At 44.6% G+C, this 21,976-nt stretch carries 16 protein-coding genes; 9 read left to right on the forward strand and 7 right to left on the reverse strand.

Annotated elements, in window-relative coordinates; translation table 11 throughout:
• The first annotated feature begins 504 nt into the window (after positions 1–504).
• A complete protein-coding gene (locus Q5076_RS08395) occupies positions 505–948 on the forward strand; it encodes a PepSY-like domain-containing protein (RefSeq protein ID WP_303012390.1) in 444 nt (147 codons plus the stop codon).
• A 149-nt stretch (positions 949–1,097) separates the two neighbouring features.
• Here the strand turns inward: Q5076_RS08395 and Q5076_RS08400 are convergent, their stop codons facing one another.
• Positions 1,098–1,550: a GNAT family N-acetyltransferase gene (locus Q5076_RS08400; RefSeq protein WP_303012392.1), complete on the reverse strand. Its 453-nt coding sequence runs from the start codon at positions 1,548–1,550 to the stop codon at positions 1,098–1,100.
• An 839-nt stretch (positions 1,551–2,389) separates the two neighbouring features.
• Between Q5076_RS08400 and Q5076_RS08405 the strand changes: the two genes are divergently transcribed.
• From Q5076_RS08405 to Q5076_RS08415, 3 genes are all read left to right on the forward strand, one after another.
• Positions 2,390–3,163 (forward strand): M15 family metallopeptidase, encoded by a 774-nt coding sequence (locus Q5076_RS08405; RefSeq protein ID WP_303012394.1) that lies wholly within the window; start codon positions 2,390–2,392, stop codon positions 3,161–3,163.
• A 20-nt stretch (positions 3,164–3,183) separates the two neighbouring features.
• On the forward strand, positions 3,184–4,374 hold the full coding sequence (locus Q5076_RS08410; protein WP_303012395.1) for an SAM-dependent methyltransferase: 1,191 nt from the start codon (positions 3,184–3,186) through the stop codon (positions 4,372–4,374).
• 472 nt (positions 4,375–4,846) lie between these two features.
• Positions 4,847–5,836: a calcium/sodium antiporter gene (locus tag Q5076_RS08415; protein ID WP_303012397.1), complete on the forward strand. Its 990-nt coding sequence runs from the start codon at positions 4,847–4,849 to the stop codon at positions 5,834–5,836.
• A 15-nt stretch (positions 5,837–5,851) separates the two neighbouring features.
• Here Q5076_RS08415 and Q5076_RS08420 read toward each other — a convergent pair whose 3' ends face one another.
• Positions 5,852–7,423 carry a DUF4874 domain-containing protein gene (locus tag Q5076_RS08420; RefSeq protein ID WP_303012400.1) on the reverse strand — a complete coding sequence of 524 codons (1,572 nt, stop codon included), beginning with the start codon at positions 7,421–7,423 and terminating at the stop codon, positions 5,852–5,854.
• Positions 7,424–7,710: 287 nt separating this feature from the next.
• Here Q5076_RS08420 and Q5076_RS08425 point away from each other — a divergent pair, with 287 nt between their 5' ends.
• From Q5076_RS08425 to Q5076_RS08435, 3 genes are all read left to right on the forward strand, one after another.
• On the forward strand, positions 7,711–8,628 hold the full coding sequence (locus Q5076_RS08425) for an alkaline phosphatase (protein WP_303012401.1): 918 nt from the start codon (positions 7,711–7,713) through the stop codon (positions 8,626–8,628).
• 220 nt (positions 8,629–8,848) lie between these two features.
• Positions 8,849–11,005 carry a polysaccharide lyase 8 family protein gene (locus Q5076_RS08430; protein ID WP_303012402.1) on the forward strand — a complete coding sequence of 719 codons (2,157 nt, stop codon included), beginning with the start codon at positions 8,849–8,851 and terminating at the stop codon, positions 11,003–11,005.
• A gap of 232 nt (positions 11,006–11,237) precedes the next feature.
• Positions 11,238–13,124: an alpha-L-fucosidase gene (locus tag Q5076_RS08435; RefSeq protein WP_303012404.1), complete on the forward strand. Its 1,887-nt coding sequence runs from the start codon at positions 11,238–11,240 to the stop codon at positions 13,122–13,124.
• Positions 13,125–13,601: 477 nt separating this feature from the next.
• Here Q5076_RS08435 and Q5076_RS08440 read toward each other — a convergent pair whose 3' ends face one another.
• The 5 genes from Q5076_RS08440 to Q5076_RS08460 form a co-directional block, all read right to left on the reverse strand.
• Positions 13,602–13,808 (reverse strand): helix-turn-helix transcriptional regulator, encoded by a 207-nt coding sequence (locus Q5076_RS08440; RefSeq protein ID WP_303012473.1) that lies wholly within the window; start codon positions 13,806–13,808, stop codon positions 13,602–13,604.
• A 746-nt stretch (positions 13,809–14,554) separates the two neighbouring features.
• The gene (locus tag Q5076_RS08445) at positions 14,555–15,817 is read right to left on the reverse strand and encodes a type II toxin-antitoxin system HipA family toxin (protein WP_303012407.1); all 1,263 of its coding nucleotides are present in this window, start codon (positions 15,815–15,817) and stop codon (positions 14,555–14,557) included.
• 3 nt (positions 15,818–15,820) lie between these two features.
• Positions 15,821–16,141, reverse strand: a complete 321-nt coding sequence (locus tag Q5076_RS08450; RefSeq protein WP_303012408.1) for a helix-turn-helix domain-containing protein — start codon at positions 16,139–16,141, stop codon at positions 15,821–15,823.
• 117 nt (positions 16,142–16,258) lie between these two features.
• Positions 16,259–16,492: a hypothetical protein gene (locus Q5076_RS08455; protein WP_303012410.1), complete on the reverse strand. Its 234-nt coding sequence runs from the start codon at positions 16,490–16,492 to the stop codon at positions 16,259–16,261.
• 296 nt (positions 16,493–16,788) lie between these two features.
• Positions 16,789–17,106 (reverse strand): helix-turn-helix domain-containing protein, encoded by a 318-nt coding sequence (locus Q5076_RS08460; protein WP_303012412.1) that lies wholly within the window; start codon positions 17,104–17,106, stop codon positions 16,789–16,791.
• Between the two features lie 341 nt (positions 17,107–17,447).
• On the opposite strand from Q5076_RS08460, the gene Q5076_RS08465 reads away from it, so the two are divergent.
• Both Q5076_RS08465 and Q5076_RS08470 read left to right on the forward strand, forming a co-directional pair.
• Positions 17,448–18,818 carry a DUF4925 domain-containing protein gene (locus Q5076_RS08465; protein ID WP_303012414.1) on the forward strand — a complete coding sequence of 457 codons (1,371 nt, stop codon included), beginning with the start codon at positions 17,448–17,450 and terminating at the stop codon, positions 18,816–18,818.
• A gap of 99 nt (positions 18,819–18,917) precedes the next feature.
• Positions 18,918–21,971: a TonB-dependent receptor gene (locus Q5076_RS08470; RefSeq protein ID WP_303012415.1), complete on the forward strand. Its 3,054-nt coding sequence runs from the start codon at positions 18,918–18,920 to the stop codon at positions 21,969–21,971.
• The last annotated feature ends 5 nt before the right edge of the window (positions 21,972–21,976 follow it).

Genomic DNA, 21,976 nt, shown 5'->3' on the forward strand with positions numbered 1-21,976 from the left:
CATCTTCATATGCTATTTTACTTTTTAGGGACATTTACTGAATATCCCTTTTTATCAACTGACAATACTCCCGACTCTCAAACAGAGCCCTATATAGAAGAATAAGGAACCTCGTGAGTGTTAAAACTCACCAAAGTCCCGTCCCACACAAGCATTATCGATTTTATCATAAAACCGCCTCCTTTATCTTGATTACAATCCGATGTCAACAGTCCACTTGTAACATGACACAGGAACCGCCAATCACAAAATTACCAGCAAGCGATCCACCAACGAATAAGCAAAATCACACAAAACCAACTACCTGCCAAAAACAAATCTTCTCATATCAAAATTTTCCCCACCCCATTCTCACCATTCCCCCAAATTATGTAAGAGAACCGCTAATTTTGTTAAAAAACGTTTTTATCCGAACACTAAAGTGCTTTTTCAGATTCTTTTCAGATTCAAGGCATATACTTGTATCAGAAAATTAAATAATCATTCACTTAAAAACATTTAGTCATGAAAAAACTTATACTTTTATTAGCATGTGTGTTCAGTTTCCAGTTAGCAATGGCAGACAATGACGTCCCCATTACGTTTGAACAATTACCCGCAAAAGCGCAAACTTTTATCAAACAAAATTTCCCCGATATAAAAGTAGCTTTTGCCAAGATGGAAAAAGAGTGGTTCGACAGCTCTTATGACGTGATATTCATCAATGGCGACAAATTGGAATTTGATAAGAACGGCGAATGGAAAGAAATGAAATGCAAACGGATGGGAGTGCCGGAAAAGGCCGTACCGGCTCAAATCTTGAAATTCGTGAAAGAGAATTATCCTGATGCCAAGATTCTCAGACTTGAGAAAGACCGTTATGAATATGAAGTGAAACTCTCTAATTTCTGGGAAATAACATTCGACTTGAAGTTTAATGTCATTGATTTAGACAACGACAACGACTGATGTCACCTTTTACCATTACCGATAAAACCGGGAAGTAAAGATTGTGAAAAAACACCCTCTTTACTTCCCGGTATCATTATGCGGAAACCAAATAACAGAATCCGAATCAACGGTTCTCTATACAGGATACCCCTTATACATGAATACACTCAACCTTCATACTCCATCCTGTACATATCAAATCCCTCGGCCCAAAAATCCCGTCGGACTTCCTTTAATACAAAACCCTGCTTTTCATAAAATCCATAAGCCAGTTGCGAAGTCCTGACGGTTATCTTCCGGACACTGCCGATTGACTTCAAGACCCGAATTCTGTACCTGAGCAGTTGTGACCCCAGTGACCTGCCCTGATATTCCGGATGCAGAATATCCCAACTGATTTTCCCTACCGACTTGCCGTCAGCAAAATTAATTCCGCCGCACCCGACTATTTTACCTTCGAAAAGCAACACATAATAAAGCTCCCTCTCGCTATCCAGGTACTCCTCCAAGTCAGCCTCTTCGGCAGGAGCGAAGTATTCAGGAATATTCAACCGAATCAAATCCATCACCGCCCCTTTGTCGGCCGGCATGTACTCCCTTATCACAACCAAGTCATTCATTACAACCCACGATTAATTTACCAAAACAACACAAAGATAATAAAGACCGGAATATGAAACATCAAAAAATCCCATTTTGAAACCACACTTGGAATTCAAAATGGGATAACACAAACAAAACAAACAATATTGGAGCGATTTTCACAAATGGCTCATACGATATATTACAAATTAAAATAACGCCATTATAACTTCTAATTTTGAACAAAGGTATAATTTTACTACCAAATGATGAATATGATTTAACATTACTTATAAAAATAATAAAATTATATATAAAAGTTATATTTTAAACCTGAAGGAATCATACTCAAAACCTTAAACAAACTCCAATCATCATAATCTGCCAGGCAAACATCCGGCATAGAGGCCTGTTATTTAAGAAAGCCGCATGAAACTTCACCCCCTTTCGGAAAAAATGCAGTTATATATCTGGACAAGCAACTAACCGAATATCTATATTGTGTAATCATATAATACCCCATCCTGATATGACTTTTATAAAATACAAAAAGATTCCGGTATTCAATGAGTATTTAAAGACAAATAAAATCTCATTTTCCAATAGCCAGAAGAAAGAAAAAGATTTTTATCTTTTTCCCGAAAAGGGAAAATACAATCCATACCGGACAAAGAGAGGCCTATTTACCGGTCCCTCTCAAATACCCGCCGGTCCCTCCTGCTAATTCCATTCCAATTTTCCTGACTAAAAGACATGTGTCCGTTCCGGCAAATGAAAAAAGTAGTTATTTAAAAAGCAGTTATTCAAAGAAAATAAAAGCCTACAACCAACACTCGGAAAAAAAGGAGTATCTTTGACACGCCAAATCGGAAATGCAATGATAATTTTAAAATACAAATTACTTCTCTTTTGCCTGTTGTTGGCAGGGGCTTCCTGCACCTCCGGAACAAAAGGGGAAAAGAATCCCGTAAATACGGACAATGAATGTACGGCCCCCCTTCCTGTCCGCAGCAACCCCGCCGTACCGAACTCTCTACCGGGGAAAAGCCGGACAGCGCTTTATATGGATTCTCTGGGACTAGTCGATGTTACAGATTTAGACAGCAGTCTTGTCGTGAAACTGATGTACACACAGGCCGATAATTTCACGGGAGAAGTCCTGTATGACGATTTACAGGAAGCATATCTGCATCCCGATGCCGCACACGCCCTTGTAAAAGCACAGAAAGCGTTGAAACGATTACATCCGTCGTACAGCCTTCTCATCTATGATGCCGCCCGTCCGATGACTATACAGAAGAATATGTGGAATGCAGTGAAAGGAACACCCCAATACAAATACGTCTCTAACCCGAACCGCGGCGGCGGGCTCCATAACTACGGACTGGCTGTAGATATCAGCATTCAGGACTCTCTCGGACAACCGCTGCCGATGGGAACCAAAGTAGACCATTTAGGTATCGAAGCCCACATCACACAAGAAAACGAATTAGTGCGTAGTGGAAAAATAAGCGAGACAGAACGGCAGAACAGATTACTGTTGCGGAAAGTCATGAAACAGGCAGGATTCCGCCCACTGCCCAACGAATGGTGGCATTTCAACCTATGCAGCCGGGAAACAGCCCGACAAAAATACAAAGTAATACCGTAAACCAAGAACAAAAACAACCGATGACACCCCTATCCTCCGAAACCCGGCAGTTCATCAACAGGCATCAGTCTGACGATGTGCGCGACCTGGCGCTGCAAGCCCGAAAATACCCCAACGTAGACATGCAGGTTGCCATCACCCAGATAGCAGGACGGCAAATCGCAACTGAAAAAATCCCGTCATGGAAAGAAATAGAAGACATACGGTATCCGAAACACCTGTCTCTGGAACAATGTTCGTCAGAAATCACCGCCCGTTACAAGGCAAGGCTTCTGCAAGGAGAAACCCTAGCGGATTTAACCGGAGGTTTCGGAGTAGACTGTGCCTTCCTTGCCGGCAGATTCAATGCGGTCACTTACGTAGAACGCCAGAAAGAATTATGCGAAATCGCCGGGCATAACTTCCGGATACTACGCCTGAATCACATAAGCATCCGCAATGAAGACGGAACAGACTACCTGAACATGATGTCTCCGGCAGACTGCATCTTCCTCGACCCTGCCCGTCGCGGCGAACACGGAAACAAAACCGTCGCCATTTCCGACTGCGAGCCGGATGTTGCCGGACTCGAAGAACTTTTACTGGAAAAGGCCGGGCGGGTAATGCTCAAGCTCTCTCCGATGCTTGACCTTTCGTCGGCATTAAAAGAATTGCCGCATACCCTGGAAGCCCACATTATTTCCGTCAATAACGAATGCAAAGAACTACTGCTGTTGCTCGGAAAAAATCCACCTGCAGAAATCCCCATTCACTGCGTAAATCTCTCCTCAAAAGAAGAACAGGAAGAACAGCATTTCGTATTCACACGCGAACAGGAGCAACAAAGCGGATGCAACTATACAAACACGCTCGGAAAATACCTGTACGAACCCAACTCCTCCCTCCTGAAAGCCGGCGCTTTCCGCAGCATTACAGCGAACTATCCCGTCCGGAAACTACATCCCAACAGCCACCTTTACACCTCCGACATGCAAATCAAGGAATTTCCGGGAAGGATATTCCAAATCACCGGCCATTGCGGATTAAACAAGAAAGAAATAAAAGAAAACCTGGCGGATTTGAAGAAAGCGAACCTCACCGTACGCAATTTTCCAGCCACAGTAGCAGAACTCCGGAAACGCCTCAAGCTGGCAGAAGGCGGAGATACCTACCTATTTGCCAGTACTTTGAACGACGGGAAGAAAATACTGGTCCGCTGCAGGAAAGAGTGACAAACCGCGGTTCTTCCCAAAACACCCCTCCGGTTGCCAAGAACACTACAACACACAGCCGGAACCCCATGATGCATGATGTAAAAATAAATATCAACCGGGAAGCAGGGCTTCAAGAAGGGGAAAAAGGACATAACCGTTCCTTTAAAAGGAACACCCCGTTGGTTTAAAAGGAACAGGGCATTGGTTTTAAACCAAGGACCCCTTCCTTTTAAACCAAGAACAGGCAGGTTTTAACCATCAATACGGCAACCATAAAGCACTGATAATCAACACATATAAAAAACAGCACCGGATTCATTCCTCCCCCTTTCCCCATCTTCCCGTTCGTACAAATACAAACGGGAAGATTCCGTATTTGACAAAAAAACTGATTTTTTAAAGAACAAACCGGCCAAACATCCGGATGATGCTTGACATTATGCCTCCAAATTGATTATCTTTGCAAAATAAAATAAAAAAGAGAAAAACGATGAATATACTCCTGCTTATCGGAGGACTACTCCTGGTCCTTTTAGGCGCCAACGGCCTGACGGACGGTGCGGCTTCAGTAGCCGGACGTCTCCGCATCCCTTCCATTGTGATAGGTCTCACGATTGTCGCATTCGGAACTTCCGCACCGGAACTGACAGTCAGCGTATCTTCCGCCGTCAAAGGCAGTGCGGACATCTCCATAGGCAATGTGGTAGGAAGCAACATATTCAACACACTGATGATTGTGGGCTGTACGGCTTTATTCGCCCCAATCGTCGTCACGCGGAACACCCTCAAAAAAGAGATTCCCCTTTGCATCCTCTCTTCCGTCGTCCTGCTCATCTGCGCCAATGACGTCTTTCTGGACCACGCTTCCGAAAATATCCTGAACAGGACAGACGGCTTGCTGCTGCTCTGTTTCTTCGCCATATTCATGGGATACACATTCGCCATCGCTTCCAAGCCGACCGCCCCCGGAGAACAGGCGACACCTCCCGCAACGGAAATAACGGAAGAGACAGAGATAAAACTACTTCCCTGGTGGAAATCAATCCTCTACATCATCGGCGGCCTGGCCGCACTGATTTACGGAGGCCAATTATTCGTCAACGGCGCCACGGGTATTGCCCGGAGCCTGGGAGTCAGCGAATCTATCATCGGACTGACCCTGGTGGCCGGGGGAACTTCCCTTCCGGAATTGGCAACATCCATCGTAGCCGCCTTGAAAAAAAATCCGGAAATCGCTATCGGAAATGTAATCGGCAGCAACCTCTTCAATATCTTCTTCGTATTGGGATGCAGCGCCGGCATTACTCCTCTCCGCCTCAGCGGCATCACCAATTTCGACTTGTCCGTACTGGTCGGTTCGAGCATCCTGCTTTGGGTTTTCGGCCTGTTCTTCGCCAAAAGGACCATCACCCGAATCGAAGGAAGCATAATGGTGCTTTGTTACATCGCCTATACAGCCATACTGATTTACAATACATAAGCCCCGGACAGGCATCTACTCCGCCACTTCCACAGCCGTCAGCACATTAATGCCGTATTTCCCGTCTCCGGACACTTTCCATACGGCATTTCCATTCGCACAGCGGACGGCATAACGCGGGTCATACCTCAACCTGTCCGAACCGTCCGGTATCCACAGCCCCAACCCGTACTTCCCGGCAGCCAACAAATCCGGCAACTTCAAAGAACAACTTGCGGAATGCACAAGCGGCGTACAGGCGGAATCTCCCGGCCGGAACGGCTGCCAGTCCGAAGGATTGGTGCCGGTAAGAAATTCCGTAACCCGCCCTTCCTTATCAATCAATACGAAATAAACGGAATGTTCACCGAATACAGTGGCAAATCCCCTGTTTACCAGGTTCAGGTCAAGCCGGTTCTCCCCTCTTTTCTTCAGTTTGACAGGCAACTGAAGCGACTGCAATTCAATCCGGTAACCCAAATGGTCGCGTATATAGTCAAACACATTGCGTTCCGTTTCCGTCCCGTCCGTCTTCCGGAAATAGTTGTCGGACACAGGCATGCGATACCGGCGCAGGGAATCTTCCGTTATCATCGTCTTCTTCCAGACCACCATGGAATATTCGGGAGGATTATTCTCGTCAAACCTGTTGTTGGGATGCTGCTCCTTATAATTATGGATAACGCTCAACGAAGTATAATGCTGCAAAAACAGGCGTCTCGCCGCCTGCAACCCGTCAATAATCCATCCGGTAGAAGGACTGTCCGGGTCGGCGCCTACGCTCCAGAATCCCCAAGGCAACTCCCCGTCTACAACCAGGTACGGCGATTCTTCCACAATCTGTTCAAACTGGGCAGTCCCTTCATGCATATCGGCGTCCCACCGGTCAGGCCGTATCACGATAAAATCATCGTGAAAAGAAATCCTTTTATACAATTCCGGCTTGCCTTTCAGCAAATTCTTAAAACCGGGAAGCCTCACCTGCACGTTCCTCTCTTCGGGGACCACCTCAAGCAACTTCTCCAATACGGCCGTCTTTATCTCTTCCGAGTTTTCCAATCCGCGGACGGAACTATGCCATTCTCCCCACGCCCCAATCATCCCGGCCTGCACCACCAGAATCAAATCCTTATTCTTTTCCAGAAAAGGCTTCAACTGTTCCAGATGCTCCAATATCCGTTCCCCGGTGGGCCCTGCGGCAGCCCGTCCCATGAAATCCCTTTCGTAGGCAAAACGCAACACGGCCTTCTTCCCCTGTCTCCGCAACTCGTCAAAATACGTCTGCATGGTCCGGAAGTTCTCTTCCGACAGCCGTTCACCCGCCAAGCAGGTAAGATAAAAATAACTCTGGGCGAGCGAAACGCTGTCCGAAGCATACTTATCCGACAGTTCCGCCAACTCTTTCACCGGATTGTCCTTCTCATTCACCACATCCACAGCCGTCTCCAGCCGGAATCCCCTTCCAGGATTATAAAGCCCGTCCCGACCGCACGGATCATCCGCGCAGATTCCACCGAACCCGACCGTACGCCGGGGATTGCCGCATCCGCTTGCCAGCAAGAGAAACAAAGCAGCCATCACGCCACCGCACATCCAAATCTTTCTCATGGTACTATAATTTGTTTTCCGGCAAATATAGGACAAATCGAGGCACGCTTCCCCGCCCCGCCTTATTTCACACGGTAAAGTATCAGTTTAGGATAAATAACGCAAAAGTATCGGTTAATGCTAAGATTGTATTTGTCCCTCCCCCGGAATCGCCCTACCTTTGTCCCGCATTTCCAACATACAACGTATGGACAGATTCGAAAAATAATCTTACCTTTGTCATTACAAATTACGGTTCCCCCGTTAAAAAGAGGAACAGAAATATTAACCGTTTAAATAAACATATCATGAACAAACATTCTTTATTAACATTGCTCGCTACATTCGCCCTTCTCTTCAGTTTCACACTTTCCTGCAATGCAAAAGGAAAAGCCAGAGCCGGACACGTGGTCCTCATCGGTTTAGACGGCTGGGGAGCATACAGCCTTCCCAAAGCAGACATGCCCAATGTCAAGAAACTGATGGAAAACGGGGCTTATACATTGAAGAAACGTTCCGCGCTCCCCTCTTCCAGCGCCATCAACTGGGCGTCAATGTTTATGGGAGCCGGCCCGGAACTCCACGGATACACCGAATGGAATTCCAGGACTCCGGAACTGCCCTCACGCGCGTTAAACAAACACGGAATTTTCCCCACCGTCTTCCAGCTATTGCGTGAAAACCGTCCCCAGGCCGAAATAGGCTGCCTGTATGAGTGGGAGGGAATCAAATATCTGGTAGACACGCTTTCCATGAGCTACCATTACCATGTCGCCGACTACAACAAGACTCCTAAGGAACTGGGAGACATGGCATCCGCATACATCAAAGAAAAACAACCGGCACTCGTTGCCATCTGTTATGACAGCCCCGACCACACCGGCCATACCGAAGGCCACAACACTCCCGCCTATTACGAAAAACTAAAAGAACTGGACATTTACATCGGGCAGATAGTACAGGCAGTAAAAGACGCGGGAATATTCGACGACACGATTTTCATATTGACTTCCGACCACGGAGGCACCGGCAAAGGACACGGCGGGAAAACCATGCAAGAAATGGAAACGCCGTTCATCATTTCAGGAAAGAACATAAAGAAAGGATTCCAATTTGACGACATAAGCATGATGCAATATGACGTAGCTTCCACAATAGCCTACATATTCAATCTCGAACAACCCCAGGTGTGGATAGGCAGACCGGTGAAGGCCGTTTTCAAATAACCGTCTTCAAGGTTTCATCCTGATTTTACATTCACTTCAATAGGACAGAGTGTTTCCTTACGGCGGACACTCTGTCCCGTTCCAAAACTCAAAAAACAGGCGGCAATCCTCCGTAAAAACATAAAATAACCGGAATACCGTTCAGAAAAGCCGGTAAGTATAATTACATTTTCACTTTTTTATTACCTTTACGCCGTTAATCGTAAAGAGACTAATATTAATGAAAAGGAACTGTTTACTATTGCTAATCCTCGCAGTACTGCAAACCGCCAGTATCGGGCAACTGCATGCGGCAACGTCCGGGCCGCGACATCCGAACGAATTCGAGACCCTGATGCAGAAAATCCGCCAGGATTTCGCAGCCAATCCCTCTATCGACACCGCATTGGCAAAATACAATGACAAAGACGGCTCGTTCACAGATGTAGACTACGCCAGCATCCAACGTACCAACTGGCCGCCGCTGGTGCATGTAGACCGCATCAGAGATTTTGTCTTCGCCTATACCAATCCGAAGAATAAACATTATAAAGAAGAGGCACTGTATGACAAGATAGAGAAAGGTCTGGCATACTGGCACGAACGGAATCCCTGGTGTCATAACTGGTGGTACAACCAGATAGCCGAACCGCAAAAATTGGGAGTATTGCTCATACAGATGCGCACCGGCGCCAGACAGTTGCCGGAAGAGCTGGAAAAGAAAATACTGGACCGCATACGGAAAGACGGGGGAGACCCGGCGAAATGGACCGGCGCCAACCGTACCGACATCGCCCTGCACTGGATATACCGTTCCTGCTTGTCGAGAAATGACAAAGACCTGGTTTATGCACTTGAGAACGTGTACAATCCCATCGTCTATACGACTGGAGAAGGTTTCCAGCACGACAACAGTTATTTCCAGCACGGACAGCAATTGTACATCGGCGGTTACGGCGACGAGATTCTAAAAGGCGTGACACAGGTAGCCATGTACACCCGCGGCACCCGTTTCGCCATCCCGCAAGACAAGTTGGAGCTGCTCAGCAAATTCATGCGTGAAACCTATTATGCCACGATACGCGGCAAGTATATGTCATTCGATGTCTTGGGACGCGGAGTGAGCCGTCCGGGTATCCTGGACAAGTCGAATGCCGCCCTATTTGCCAAACGGATGATTGAACTGGATGATGCCAATAAAGACGAATTCCGCGATATTGTCGCCCGTATGGAAGGCAGGAAAGCGGCGAGTGACGGTATAAAACCTAAACATACACACTATTTCCGCGGAGACTACACCCTCCATGTACGCCCGCATTACACGTTCGATGTCCGGCTGGTGTCCGCACGTACGGCACGTTGCGAATACGGCAACGGCGAGAACCTGAAAACCTATTTCCTGTCAGACGGATGCACCAATATCACGACCCGGGGAGGGGAATATTACAACATCCCGCCAGTCTGGAACTGGACACGCATCCCCGGCGTGACGGCTCCCCAATTGAAGGAAATCCCGCTGGCGTCAAGCGACTGGCAGACATTAGGCACTTCGACATTTGCGGGCGGCGTGTCCGACAGCCTCTACGGTGTATCCGCCTATGCCTATATGGATACGTACAAGGATATCAACACCGGCGCGCACAAAGCATGGTTCTTCTTCGACGATGAAGTGGTTTGCCTGGGTTCGGACATCCGTTCCACCTCCCCGGAAGCCGTATATACGACAATCAACCAATGCCTGGCCGTTTCTTCGGGAGCCGCCATTTCAGTCGGTGGCAGGCAAAAGGACATTCCTTCAACAGAAACGGCATATGAAGCGGCAGACTGGGTATGGCATGACGGGATAGGCTATGTATTTCCGCAAGGCGGACGCATCATAACGGGATTGCAGCGGCAAAGCGGCAGTTGGTATGACATCAACAACAGCGTAGACCAGAAAAACAAGATAGAGCAAGAGGTATTTACGCTCAGCCTCGACCACGGTTTCCAACCGCAGAACGGGACGTATGCCTATGTGGTGGTACCGGGTAAACGGAATGCCTCTGATATGGAGAAATACAGGAAAAACATTCCCGTAGAGATATTGAGCAATACAACCGACATACAAGCGGTCCGAAACCCTAAAAAAGATATCTGGCAGATAGTGTTCTACCAGCCGGGAGAATTCAGCCACGGTTCCCTGCATATCCGGGTAGATAAGCCCTGTGCACTGATGTTGAAGGGAACAGGGACGGAACAGCATGTGGTCCACATCGCCGATTTGGGACAGACCCGCCAGCCCATCCACGCCACGATTCGTATTTCCGACCGGAAAGGCGGAACACAGACCGTCTGCCTCCGTCCTTCGGACAATCCGGTTTATGCGGGAGCCACCCAATCGTTCACACTAAATTTCTAAGAAAATGAATACTTACAGTCAAACGGTCTGTCTACACAGGCAGCCTGCATATAAAACCGGGAATTCTCCGAGAAACAGAAATCCGGCCGCAACAACCGCCAGAATTAAGAAAAGCAATGAACATCCGGAATTATTTTCTCTCTGTCCATACTTACACAAAATATAAACATCTATAAAACCGGCTATCTTATCCAATAACAATATTCATAAATACAATAAACACAGAAAAAACATGTTGAAAAAGAAAATCATTACCGCTCTTATATTTGCATCTATTTTACCTTCGTTAATGGCACAACACAACATAGCATTCCGTTTCGATGACGACAGGCAGACATGGAATCTTCATAAAGGGAAAGCGGAAATCTGCGAGACAGGAGCCCAAAAAGGAAAGGCGTTGAAACTCTCACCCAACACTACGGTAAGTTTCAAACTATCGTTGCAACCCTCTTCCGCCTATAAAGTGACGGCATGGATGCGTACCGAAAGCGGCGCCGACGACATGACAATGCAGACTGCGGGACTCGGACGGAACAACATCAGCCTGTCTACCGCACTCGCCACATGGACACGTTTCGAACAGACATTAAACGTCTCAAAAGACCAAACGTCAGCAAACCTCGAATTTATTTTCGGTAACTCCCAAGGCAACACGTTCGCTTGGGTCGATGAAGTAGAAATACAGCGTACAGGCGATTACCAGGAAAAAACTTATACAGGCATTCCGGAAGCTCAACGCCGTGAGATAAAAACAGACCTGGGTGTCACCATGCAACCGGACGAGAAAATAGCTTGGATGCTCGACGACAAACTCGGAATGTTCGTGCATTGGGGATTATACGCCGGGCCGGGAAAAGGCGAATGGTATATGGAAAGCAACGGAATCAAGCCGGAGGAATATCGAAAGTTAGCCTATCCCCAGGCAGGAGACCTGTATTTTGACGCGAAAGACTTCCATGCAGAGAAATGGGTGGCACTTGCCAAAAAGATGGGAGCGAGATACATGAATATGACTACACAGCACCATGACGGATATGCTTTATTCGAAAGCAGATACATGAATGCTTTCACTTCCAGACAAACGCACAACCGCGATTTCGTGAAAGAATACGTAGATGCCTGCCGTGCTTCCGGATTGAAGGTAGGTATTTATAAAACACTTATCAACTGGCGTTTTCCGGGATATTACGATGTAACGGGAACCGACTGCAAGCCCAACAGGTTCGGGTATGTGACCGACTCCGCCCATAAAGAGAATGCCAGACTGATGAAAGAAGAGTTGTATTGCCAAATCAAGGAACTTATGACCGGATACGGCAAGATAGACCAATTGTTCTGGGATGGCGGTTGGTTAGCCCAACAGGGAAAGGATGCCGATGGGGCTTACTTCTGGGAATCGGGCCAATATCTTAGCCCGGACAACGCCTGGCCCGTTAATCCTTATTTCCAGGATAAGGAAGAAACGACCGGCAAACCCTTGGGACTGATGGGTATCGTAAGAAAATACCAGCCCGATATTGTAACCAATATCCGCTGCGGATGGATAGGAGACTACACGAACGAAGAAGGCGGCGGGGCGGTAAAGGGAGACATCCGTAGCGGAGTGGTGGAAAAATGTTTCACCCTGGCCCCGGGATGGGGATATACGAAGATTATGGAAGATTCCACGTATATCATGCCGCTCAAAGAAATAAAACGTCTGTTTTCCGATTGCATGGTGAGAAATATGTGCTGCTTAATCAATGTAGGTCCCGACAGGCACGGTAACATACCGCTCCCGGTGGAAAAACGTCTGATTGAATTCGGCAAGTGGGTGCATGCTGCGGACGAAGCCATCTACGGAACGCGCGGAGGCCCCTGGCAACCGGTAGACGGACAATATGGTTTTACCTATAAGGATAATACCATATATATTTACCTTTTAGGCGGATATACGTCCTCCTCATTCGTCATGCCTCCTGTCAATGCAGGCATGAAAGCCGTAAAAGCATACGACGTCCTGACAGGGAAAAAAATAGGAATCTCCCAGAAAGGAAAACAAATAACCTTAAAAGAAATAGAAACCGTTCCGGACGACATAACTGTCATTGCCGTAACTTTGAACCAGAAAGTCAGATAGGACAACAACAAGACATCCCAATCTCCTACCGGACAAGAACGATTTTTTAAGCCGGGAGATACGTCTACCGTGAGAAAGCCGTATTTCCCGGTAGCTATAAACAGAGCCGTATCAAACTCCATTGTTGAGTAATCGGGCGTTCTGAATGCAATACGTCCTCCATATGTGTTACCTTCAATATGGTTACTGTTGTAGTTGAAGTCCACAGTAAAACGGCGGCTAAGTCTTTCCCTATCCTTCTCCGACAATGGGCTGCAAATTCTGCCATGCAGTCAGTGCTTTCTTCATATTAAGATACTTCATATAGAGAAAGTTGGCTAATGTCTTGATAATAGCAAATGCCGATTTAAAAGTACAGATAGTACATAGATATGCAAATTTAAAAGTGCATTTATTGATAAAAGTGCTGATTTTATCCGGCATCGTTTTCTGTCAGAATGCCTGCCAATAATTCTTTGTAAAATATATGGGCTTGTCTCATCGATTATTATTTTTTTGAGTGGCAACCATTTCATAATTGAAAAAGTCAAGGAGCTGATTCACCTTATCGAGGCGCAACGTTTCCTTTCCTTGTTCAAGGTCTCGCACAAAGCGCAATCCTACCCCCGACTTCAACGAAAGTTCTTCTTGCGTCAAATTATACTGCTTTCGCAGCATCTTGACCGTAGTAGAAAGATTATTCATAAGCATTCAACTTTATACCTTTTCGGGGGCAAAGTTAATACAAATGTTTAGCATTATACCATAAAGGGTATAATTTATTGCACTATCAGCATTATTATATCAGATAAGGTATAGTACAATAAGGTTCAGAACCACAAATATCAAAATACATAAGCGTTGTTCTACACTTTTTCAAGCGAATCAAACATTCCAAATAAATTAGAATGCAATTCCATCGGAAACCACCCTACCTTTGCCCCCAGAGTTTAACATCATAAAAATATATGCTATGAAAAACAAATTATTTTATCTTATTAGTGCGCGTACCTATTGAGCTACACGGGTGCTTTCACTTCTTGTGCAATCGGATTGCAAGTATGGAAAATCTACTGACAGAAAACTGAAGAAGAATGATTGCAAAAGCCAAAGCCATGTCGCACGGTATAAACAATCTCCGTTATATTACCGGCGAATCACAGCACAAGAAACATCCGGAGAAAATCTATAGGGTATTGGACAATCTCCTTACTCCAAACATTTTGTTTTATATAGCTATATAATCAATGCGAACCCCTATCAAACAAATACTTTCTTTACATGCTATTCTCATCTGTTCTCCGGTTGAATTTTACCTTTCAAAAATTATGCAGCATAAACATTATGCCCCTGCTACATAATACAAAGTCACCGTTGGTATTTTATTGCTCAATTATATATAAACCAAACTCGTACCTCATCCCATTTGGAAATTTGACCCACAAAAATAGTTATTCCAACTTACACCGTCCATCCAATACTCCGGCAAACATGTCCATTTCTCTCTTGGAAATACCTAACCGTACAGCTAATTCTCGCCACCCTTTCACAGTTTCAACCACCTCTGAAATAATCTTTTCTGCTGTTTTTCGATTGAGTATATAATACTCACAAGCATCAAGTAGAATACTTAAATCCGCTTTGTTGGAAGTTGATGAGACAAGCAGGCTTTGATACTCGTTCAGAGTGGGATTCATATCGTATGCAGGAGACAATATCCAACCTTTTGCAGTCAAAAGAAAACCATGATTGCGGAAATGGTCATCGCTATTACCAATACAAATGTTGAAAGCCACGCGACGATAGAGTTCCTGCAGATTATCTTCCACATTCGCACAGTTCTGGATTATGAAATCTACTATATCCAGATAACCGTGTCCTGTCGTAGCATTGTCACCATCATTAAGTCCCAGCAAAGTCATTGCAGAAGCAAAGTGAATCCGTTTCCCTTCTTGGGTTCTGTCAAAGCGTTGCGAAAGCAAGGTGTGATATTTCTCACCTGTTGCCAGTACTTTTGTTTTCGCGGCATTTATGCCGGCTTTTATCGCAAGAAGATGGCTGAAATGTTCCCACAGTCCTGCATCGTAATCATCTTTACGTGAAGGGAACTTAGCTATATATAGTGTTTTATCCGTGTCTACCACATTGGCTTTGGGTCTTGCACCACCCAATGAAGAACCCGGCTGTACAAGTTGAGTAATCCATTTCCTGTCTGGAAGAACATTCCCCTCTTCGCTTTTCTCAATTTCTGCACTGGCTGCTATCAACTCTCTGATATCCGTCAGAGGTGGGATTTTCAACGACTCACTCACATTTATAAACTCCCCTTTGGGGTCTTCCTTAAAACGAAAAGCTCCCATTCGAGAGAAGTCGTCAATACCGGTCAGGAAATCGAATGAAGACAATCGTCGCACAGGTCGTTTTTCTTCCATTGCTGTAAGCTGCTCACGTCGCAACAACAGCGTTCGTCCCCAACGGTCGGGCAAGGCATCGGAGAAACATCCGAATATATCTTTCCCCGGCTGCGTATATTGTTGACTCGGATAATTGTTCAAATCATCACTCAAAAACAAATCACCGTGTTTTTTCAACCATTCATCGCTAAATGTAAAACAATAACTGTCCGAGCCTCGAAGTGATTCATATCCCAACTCGCCAATGAGTTTAACCTCTTTCAGCCAGTCAAAATCAGCATATACATATAATTTCTTCATCGCCTATTCCTTTTTGGATGCACGTTCCCTTGTCTTCAAACTTAAATCCTGTAACGCTTTTCCCAATTTGTCTTCCTTAGCCAGCCACAGAATATCATCGTCAAGTTGCAAGGCATACAAAACACGCAAATAAATACCGATTGCCACTGTCGGCGCACCTTTCTCTATCCGAGCTACGGTCAGCGAAGAACAGGTTGCACGTTCGGCCACCTGAGCCACACTCAAATTCCTGCGTAAACGAGCCAACTTAATCTGCTCTCCCACGACCTGCATCTTCTGCTCCAGCTTTCGAGGTAATTTAGTACCCATTGTATTCTTTGTCATATTCAATATATCATATAATATGCAAAGATAGCGCTTTTTATTTATTTAATGATGTATTATAAAGATTATTGTCTTCCCTTATTTTAGTTGAATTCCACAAGTATGGAATATTAGAATTTAGTAGCATGCTTGCAATCTTCTTATACCCAATTCATTAATCGGGCTTGTTACATAACCAAGCTTATTGATAATATTGCCAGTGGTATCAACCAGCTTTTTTGAAGTTTCATATATCGCCGTATATGCTGATTTAATAACATTTCGTTGCTCCCATTCATCAATATCCTCAACAGACAAGCGTTTTAAATATTCCTTCATTTCAATACTTGTCATCTGAATGTGTCCCAGCATATTCCATCTGATTAGATTATCTTTGAATGCAGTTTTTTTAGCTTCATAAGTTGGCAAAGACGCTAAACTACACTTTTTTAATTTGCTCTTCGCAAGCAGCAATATTCTTCTTACAATGATTTACCTATACGTATTTGCTCTAAACAATCTTGCTCCTTTTGCAATGTCCCGTTGAGCGTATTCTTTAGTTCTTTTGCATTATCACTTATCCGCTGTTGTAAAAAGTTGTCTAAAGGGCTTTTCGTATATTTCATATTTATCTTTCTATCTTGTAAATAATTTCTATCTGTTTTATACTATCCATTTTTCTTCCCTCTTTTACGAGTAACACCTTGTTCATTCAGCACATCATCCAATGATTGATATTGTTTTTGCGCAAAAAGAGATTCAAATTCAGAGAGCGCATTTAATGCAAACCCTACCTGAAGTAATCCTCTCAATGAAATTTCTCCCGTCTGCTCAAATCTGCGATATGTGGCAAACTTTAGTCCGGCTCTTGTAGCGAGTCCCTCTTGAGTCAAGTCCAATTCAAGCCTCCGAGCCTTGACTCTTGCTGCAATCTGCAAAGCAATATCACTGGGGTTTGAAATATTAAAAGCTATTATATTATTCATAATATCAAAATTAGCCAATAAACAAATAAAATATTATTCATTGTAAATGATAGGACTTATTCTTGAATATACCGCTAAATTCAGAGTTTATTTGCGCTTCAAAATGAAAAGTAACTTTACTTTATTTCCGTATTCATATATACGTGCATCTAATTTTCATATCAATAAATAAATTAATTTATAGCATTTTAGTATTATATTAAAGAATGCATATCACTCTTTTTATCCATTTTTACGGTTTTTGTTAATATTGTATTAGTATTTGATAAAATTATATTTGTCCCCCGCTGCAAACCACCCTACCTTTGCCCCCAGAGTTTAACATCATAAAAATATATGCTATGAAAAACAAATTATTTTATCTTATCAGTGCAGCGTACCTATTGAGCTACACGGGTGCTTTCACTTCTTGTGTAAACGGTATCGATGACGAATATCTGGAACAGAAAATTACTGATACTACGATATCCGAAGATGAACTTCCTGATTTAAACGGTGAGTACAGTATGACGGGCGATTTTGATTTGGAGATGATATGTAACGGTGACTTACTTGAAGGACAGAAAGTGGTTATGGCTGTCGATGAGAACAATGAATCGGCTACCGTCACATTTACTGCCATAGAAACCGATTTGGAAAGTGTGATTGGCCTGATTCCGGGTGCCAACCTAATTCAAGGCATGGGGCTTAAATACACGGGAAGCTGCCCGGTTCCGGGAGAAAAGGAACTTACCTTTACCAATATACCTTTATATAAAAATGGATCGACTTATATATTTAAAGGTAGCCTTGACCAACCTACATATACAATGAATTATGAAGGAAAAATCGAGGATGACAAGATGACGATGAATGTCAATTATGAATTGGCAAATTCCAAATTGGCAGGTACCTATCTTTTAAAATCGAACCTTTCATCGTATCCGGCCAGTACCGTCGTCATGACACCTTTATGGTTTGATTGGGATACAAATCTACATCTTAAATCCGGAAATATCAAACTACCGGCAGGATTGGGAATGGAAAGTATAAATTTAGACGCTTATGCCCCCAATGAACTGAACCAATTACTGATAATAGTATCTATGATGGCCAATATGGACATCCAACAAATGATCGCCGATTTATTACAAAGCATCACATTCATGCCGAACGGAAGCATATATGGAACTTATGCCTGGGATAGCGACCTAACCAACCCCGACAGATGGAGTTCGAATATGAGCCGTAATATTGTTCGCTATTATTATGATAAAGAAAAAGAAAATCGTATCTATCTGGAAATTAACGGCCAATTCCTATTAAACACCATAAAAGGCCTGGTACAACCCACATCCAGAACCACCCGCGCAGCAGCGGATGACCTCAGGATACTCGGTACAAAATTGATAGAATTATTGAAACCGGCTTTTGAAACCGGCATTCCATGCGAGTACGAGCTTAAAGGCAATCAGATGTCTATAAACATAGATGGAGAGTTTTTATTAAATGTCCTCAAAATTCTGGGTGAAGTGGGCAATAACGAGGCTGCTATGGGCTTTCTCATGCCATTACTGGAAAGCGATCCGGCAATGGCCCAATATGCTCCTAATCTGGAAATCTTCTTAAAACGTCTGCCTGATTTAGTAACATATAAAAATGAAAGCGGCAAAGAACTTAGCGGAGAATGCAAATATGTCAAGATTGGTCTATGTTTAGATAAGGACAAGTAACCAATCCCCATATTTAGAATCACGTCCTTCATAAAGTATCTTATAAAGGCGGGATAACCAAGGAATCACTTTCAGAGTTTAACAACTTAAAATAGTATCATGAAAAAAATACTTTGTTTTTTCTTTTTCTTGTGTCTATTTACCCTTTCCGGGTTTGCACAAGAAATAAACATAACAGGCACAGTCACCGAAGCATCGACCAATGAGCCGATGCCCGGAATCACTGTCCAAGTAAAAGGAACCGCCAAAGGTACTATCTCCAACATAGACGGCCAGTACACCATACAGGTGAAAATGAACGACATACTTGTTTTCTCTACCATTGGAATGAAAACAGTTGAAAGGAAAGTATCTTCCGACTCTCCTATCAATGTATCAATGACAGAAGACAATGTGCAACTGGATCAAGTAGTAGTTATCGGCTACGGTACAGTGAAGAAAAGCCACCTTTCAGGAGCTGTCAGTTCCGTAGGGACAAAAGAACTGAACGGAGATATTGCAACTTCCGCCGCTACCGCCTTACAGGGAAAAATTGCAGGCGTATCCGTTATGAGTTCCAGTGGTAATCCTAATGACGGAACCACTATCAACGTGCGTGGTATCAGCTCCCTATCCAACAACGCCCCTTTATTCGTAGTGGACGGTGCATTCGGTGACATCAACATGATTGATCCTAACGATATTCAGTCTATCGAAGTGCTGAAAGATGCTGCCGCTGCTGCTATCTATGGTTCACGTGCTGCAGGGGGCGTAGTACTGATTACTACCAAAGGCGGTCGTAAAGAAATGCCAACCAAAGTGGATGTCAACTTCTTCACAGGAGTCCAGCAAAATCCTAAAAAGCTAAATGTACTGAACGGTGAGGAATACAGCCGTTTTGCACGCTACTACGGCCTGGCTGCCGATGGCTACGGAGCAGAATCCGATGCAGTACCATTCACAGGAGAAGGCACAGACTGGCAAGACATTATGCTGAACACAGCTATGGTTTACAAAGCCAATGTCGGTATCACTGGTGGTTCGAAAAATGCATCATTCAGCGCATCAGGCGGTTATCTGAACAAAGAAGGGATTCTGCGTAACAGTAGCCACGAGTCTTACAATATCCGGTTGAAAAGTGATTTCAGTTTCCTTAATAACCGCGTTACCATAGGCGAATCATTGATTCTTCGTCTGGCTGAAGGTAAAGGCGGTACCGATCAGGATACCATGAACGGCCTATTGCGTTTTCCGACTGTCGCTCCCGTTTTCGACCCGACCAATACGACCGGATGGGGGACATCCGCGGATATCAATCTTCCAAACCCCTATGCTATCTCCGAAGTGAATGATATAACAAGCGAAAGCACACAAATCTTCCTAAATGCTTATCTCCAGGCAGAAATCATTAACGGCTTGAAATATAAACTGAATCTAGGTGTGAGAAGAAATCATACCAAGAACCGTAATTATACCGGCGCATACGACTTGGGGACTTACGGTATCAATGAAGCTCCCGACCTTTCAGAAAGCTTCTCAAGCTTCGACTCCTGGGTGCTTGAAAACACCTTGAACTATGACCGTACTTTCGGTAAACACACCGTATCTGCTATGGCAGGCTATTCCGCACAGAAAGACAAAAGTTACAGTCTGAACGGAAGTAACTCTGACATTCCGAAATTCATCGACACCATGACCGGAAACGTGACTACCATGAAATCAAGCAGTTCACTGTATGAGCAAGCATTGGTTTCTCTCTTCGGACGTGTGATGTATTCTTACGACGACCGCTATCTATTATCTGCTTCTATCCGTCGCGACGGTTCTTCACGTTTCAAAGACGGACACCGTTTCGGTAGTTTCCCTTCCATTTCCGTGGGATGGAACATCAACCGCGAAAAGTTCTTCCGCCCGTTGGAAAACATCTTTGACCAGGTGAAACTGCGTTTAAGCTACGGTAAACTGGGTAATCAGGAGATGGACAGCTATTATCCTACTCTAAGTGTGGTAAGCGAAGGCATGAACTACCTGCAAGGCAACTCGATCTGGTTTGGCAAACTTCCTTTCGTGAACGCCGTATCACCGGAAAACCTGACATGGGAAAATACAGAGACTTACAATATAGGTTTGGATGTAACCTTGCTGAATGGTAAATTAGCATTAACGGCAGATGCCTACATCAAAAACACAAATAATGTATTACTGCCTATTCCTTATGCTTCTTCTACCGGTATCAGCGGGCTTTCAATCCAGAATGCCGGACAGGTACAAAACAAAGGGTTCGAAGTATCCGCCACATGGCGCAGTTCTATCGGTGACAAAGCAAACTACTACATCGGAGCCAACCTGAGCACAGCTAATAATCAGGTTACCAAAATCACTGCCGGCGGAAAGTATATGTCTATTTCAGGATACTCCGCACACGGAGCGGGTGGACGCGGTATCAATATGTTCAAAAAAGGACATTCCATGTCTTATTTCAACTTGATTGAAACAGACGGCATCTTCCACAGCATAGAAGAAGTTGAAAACTACAAAAACAGCAAAGGCGAATTGATCCAACCGGGTGCACAAGCAGGTGACGTACGATACAAAGACTGGAACGGCGACGGAAAGATTGACACGAATGACCAGCACGATGTTGGCAGCCCGCTTCCGAACTTTACTTTCGGCCTGAGACTGGGCGGTGATTGGAACAACTTCGACCTCAATATCTTCATCGACGGTGTGGCAGGCAACAAAATCTACAACTACCCGCGTTATTGCCTTGAATCGGGAGCATTCAACGGTAACTTGAGCACAAACGTAGCCAAATCCTGGAGACCGGATAATACCGATACCGATATGCCGCGCTTCTCCAAATCAGACGGTACGGACAACAAACTTGCCTACACCGACAGATGGTTGGAGGACGGTTCTTATGTACGCCTGAAAACAATAGATATAGGTTATACATTCCCCAAACAATGGTTACAGAAAGCAATGATTCAGCACCTGCGTCTTTACGTATCAATGGAAAACCTGCTGACATTAACCAAATATACCGGCTATACTCCCGATCTGGGCGAAAGTTCTTCAGCCGGCGTGAGCTACAACGTATTTTCCAGAGGAATTGACCAGGGACGGTACCCTATTCCCCGCACTTTCTCTTTTGGAATCCAGCTAGGATTATAACATAC

This window comes from uncultured Bacteroides sp. (assembly GCF_958445495.1).
Taxonomy (GTDB): Bacteria; Bacteroidota; Bacteroidia; order Bacteroidales; family Bacteroidaceae; genus Bacteroides.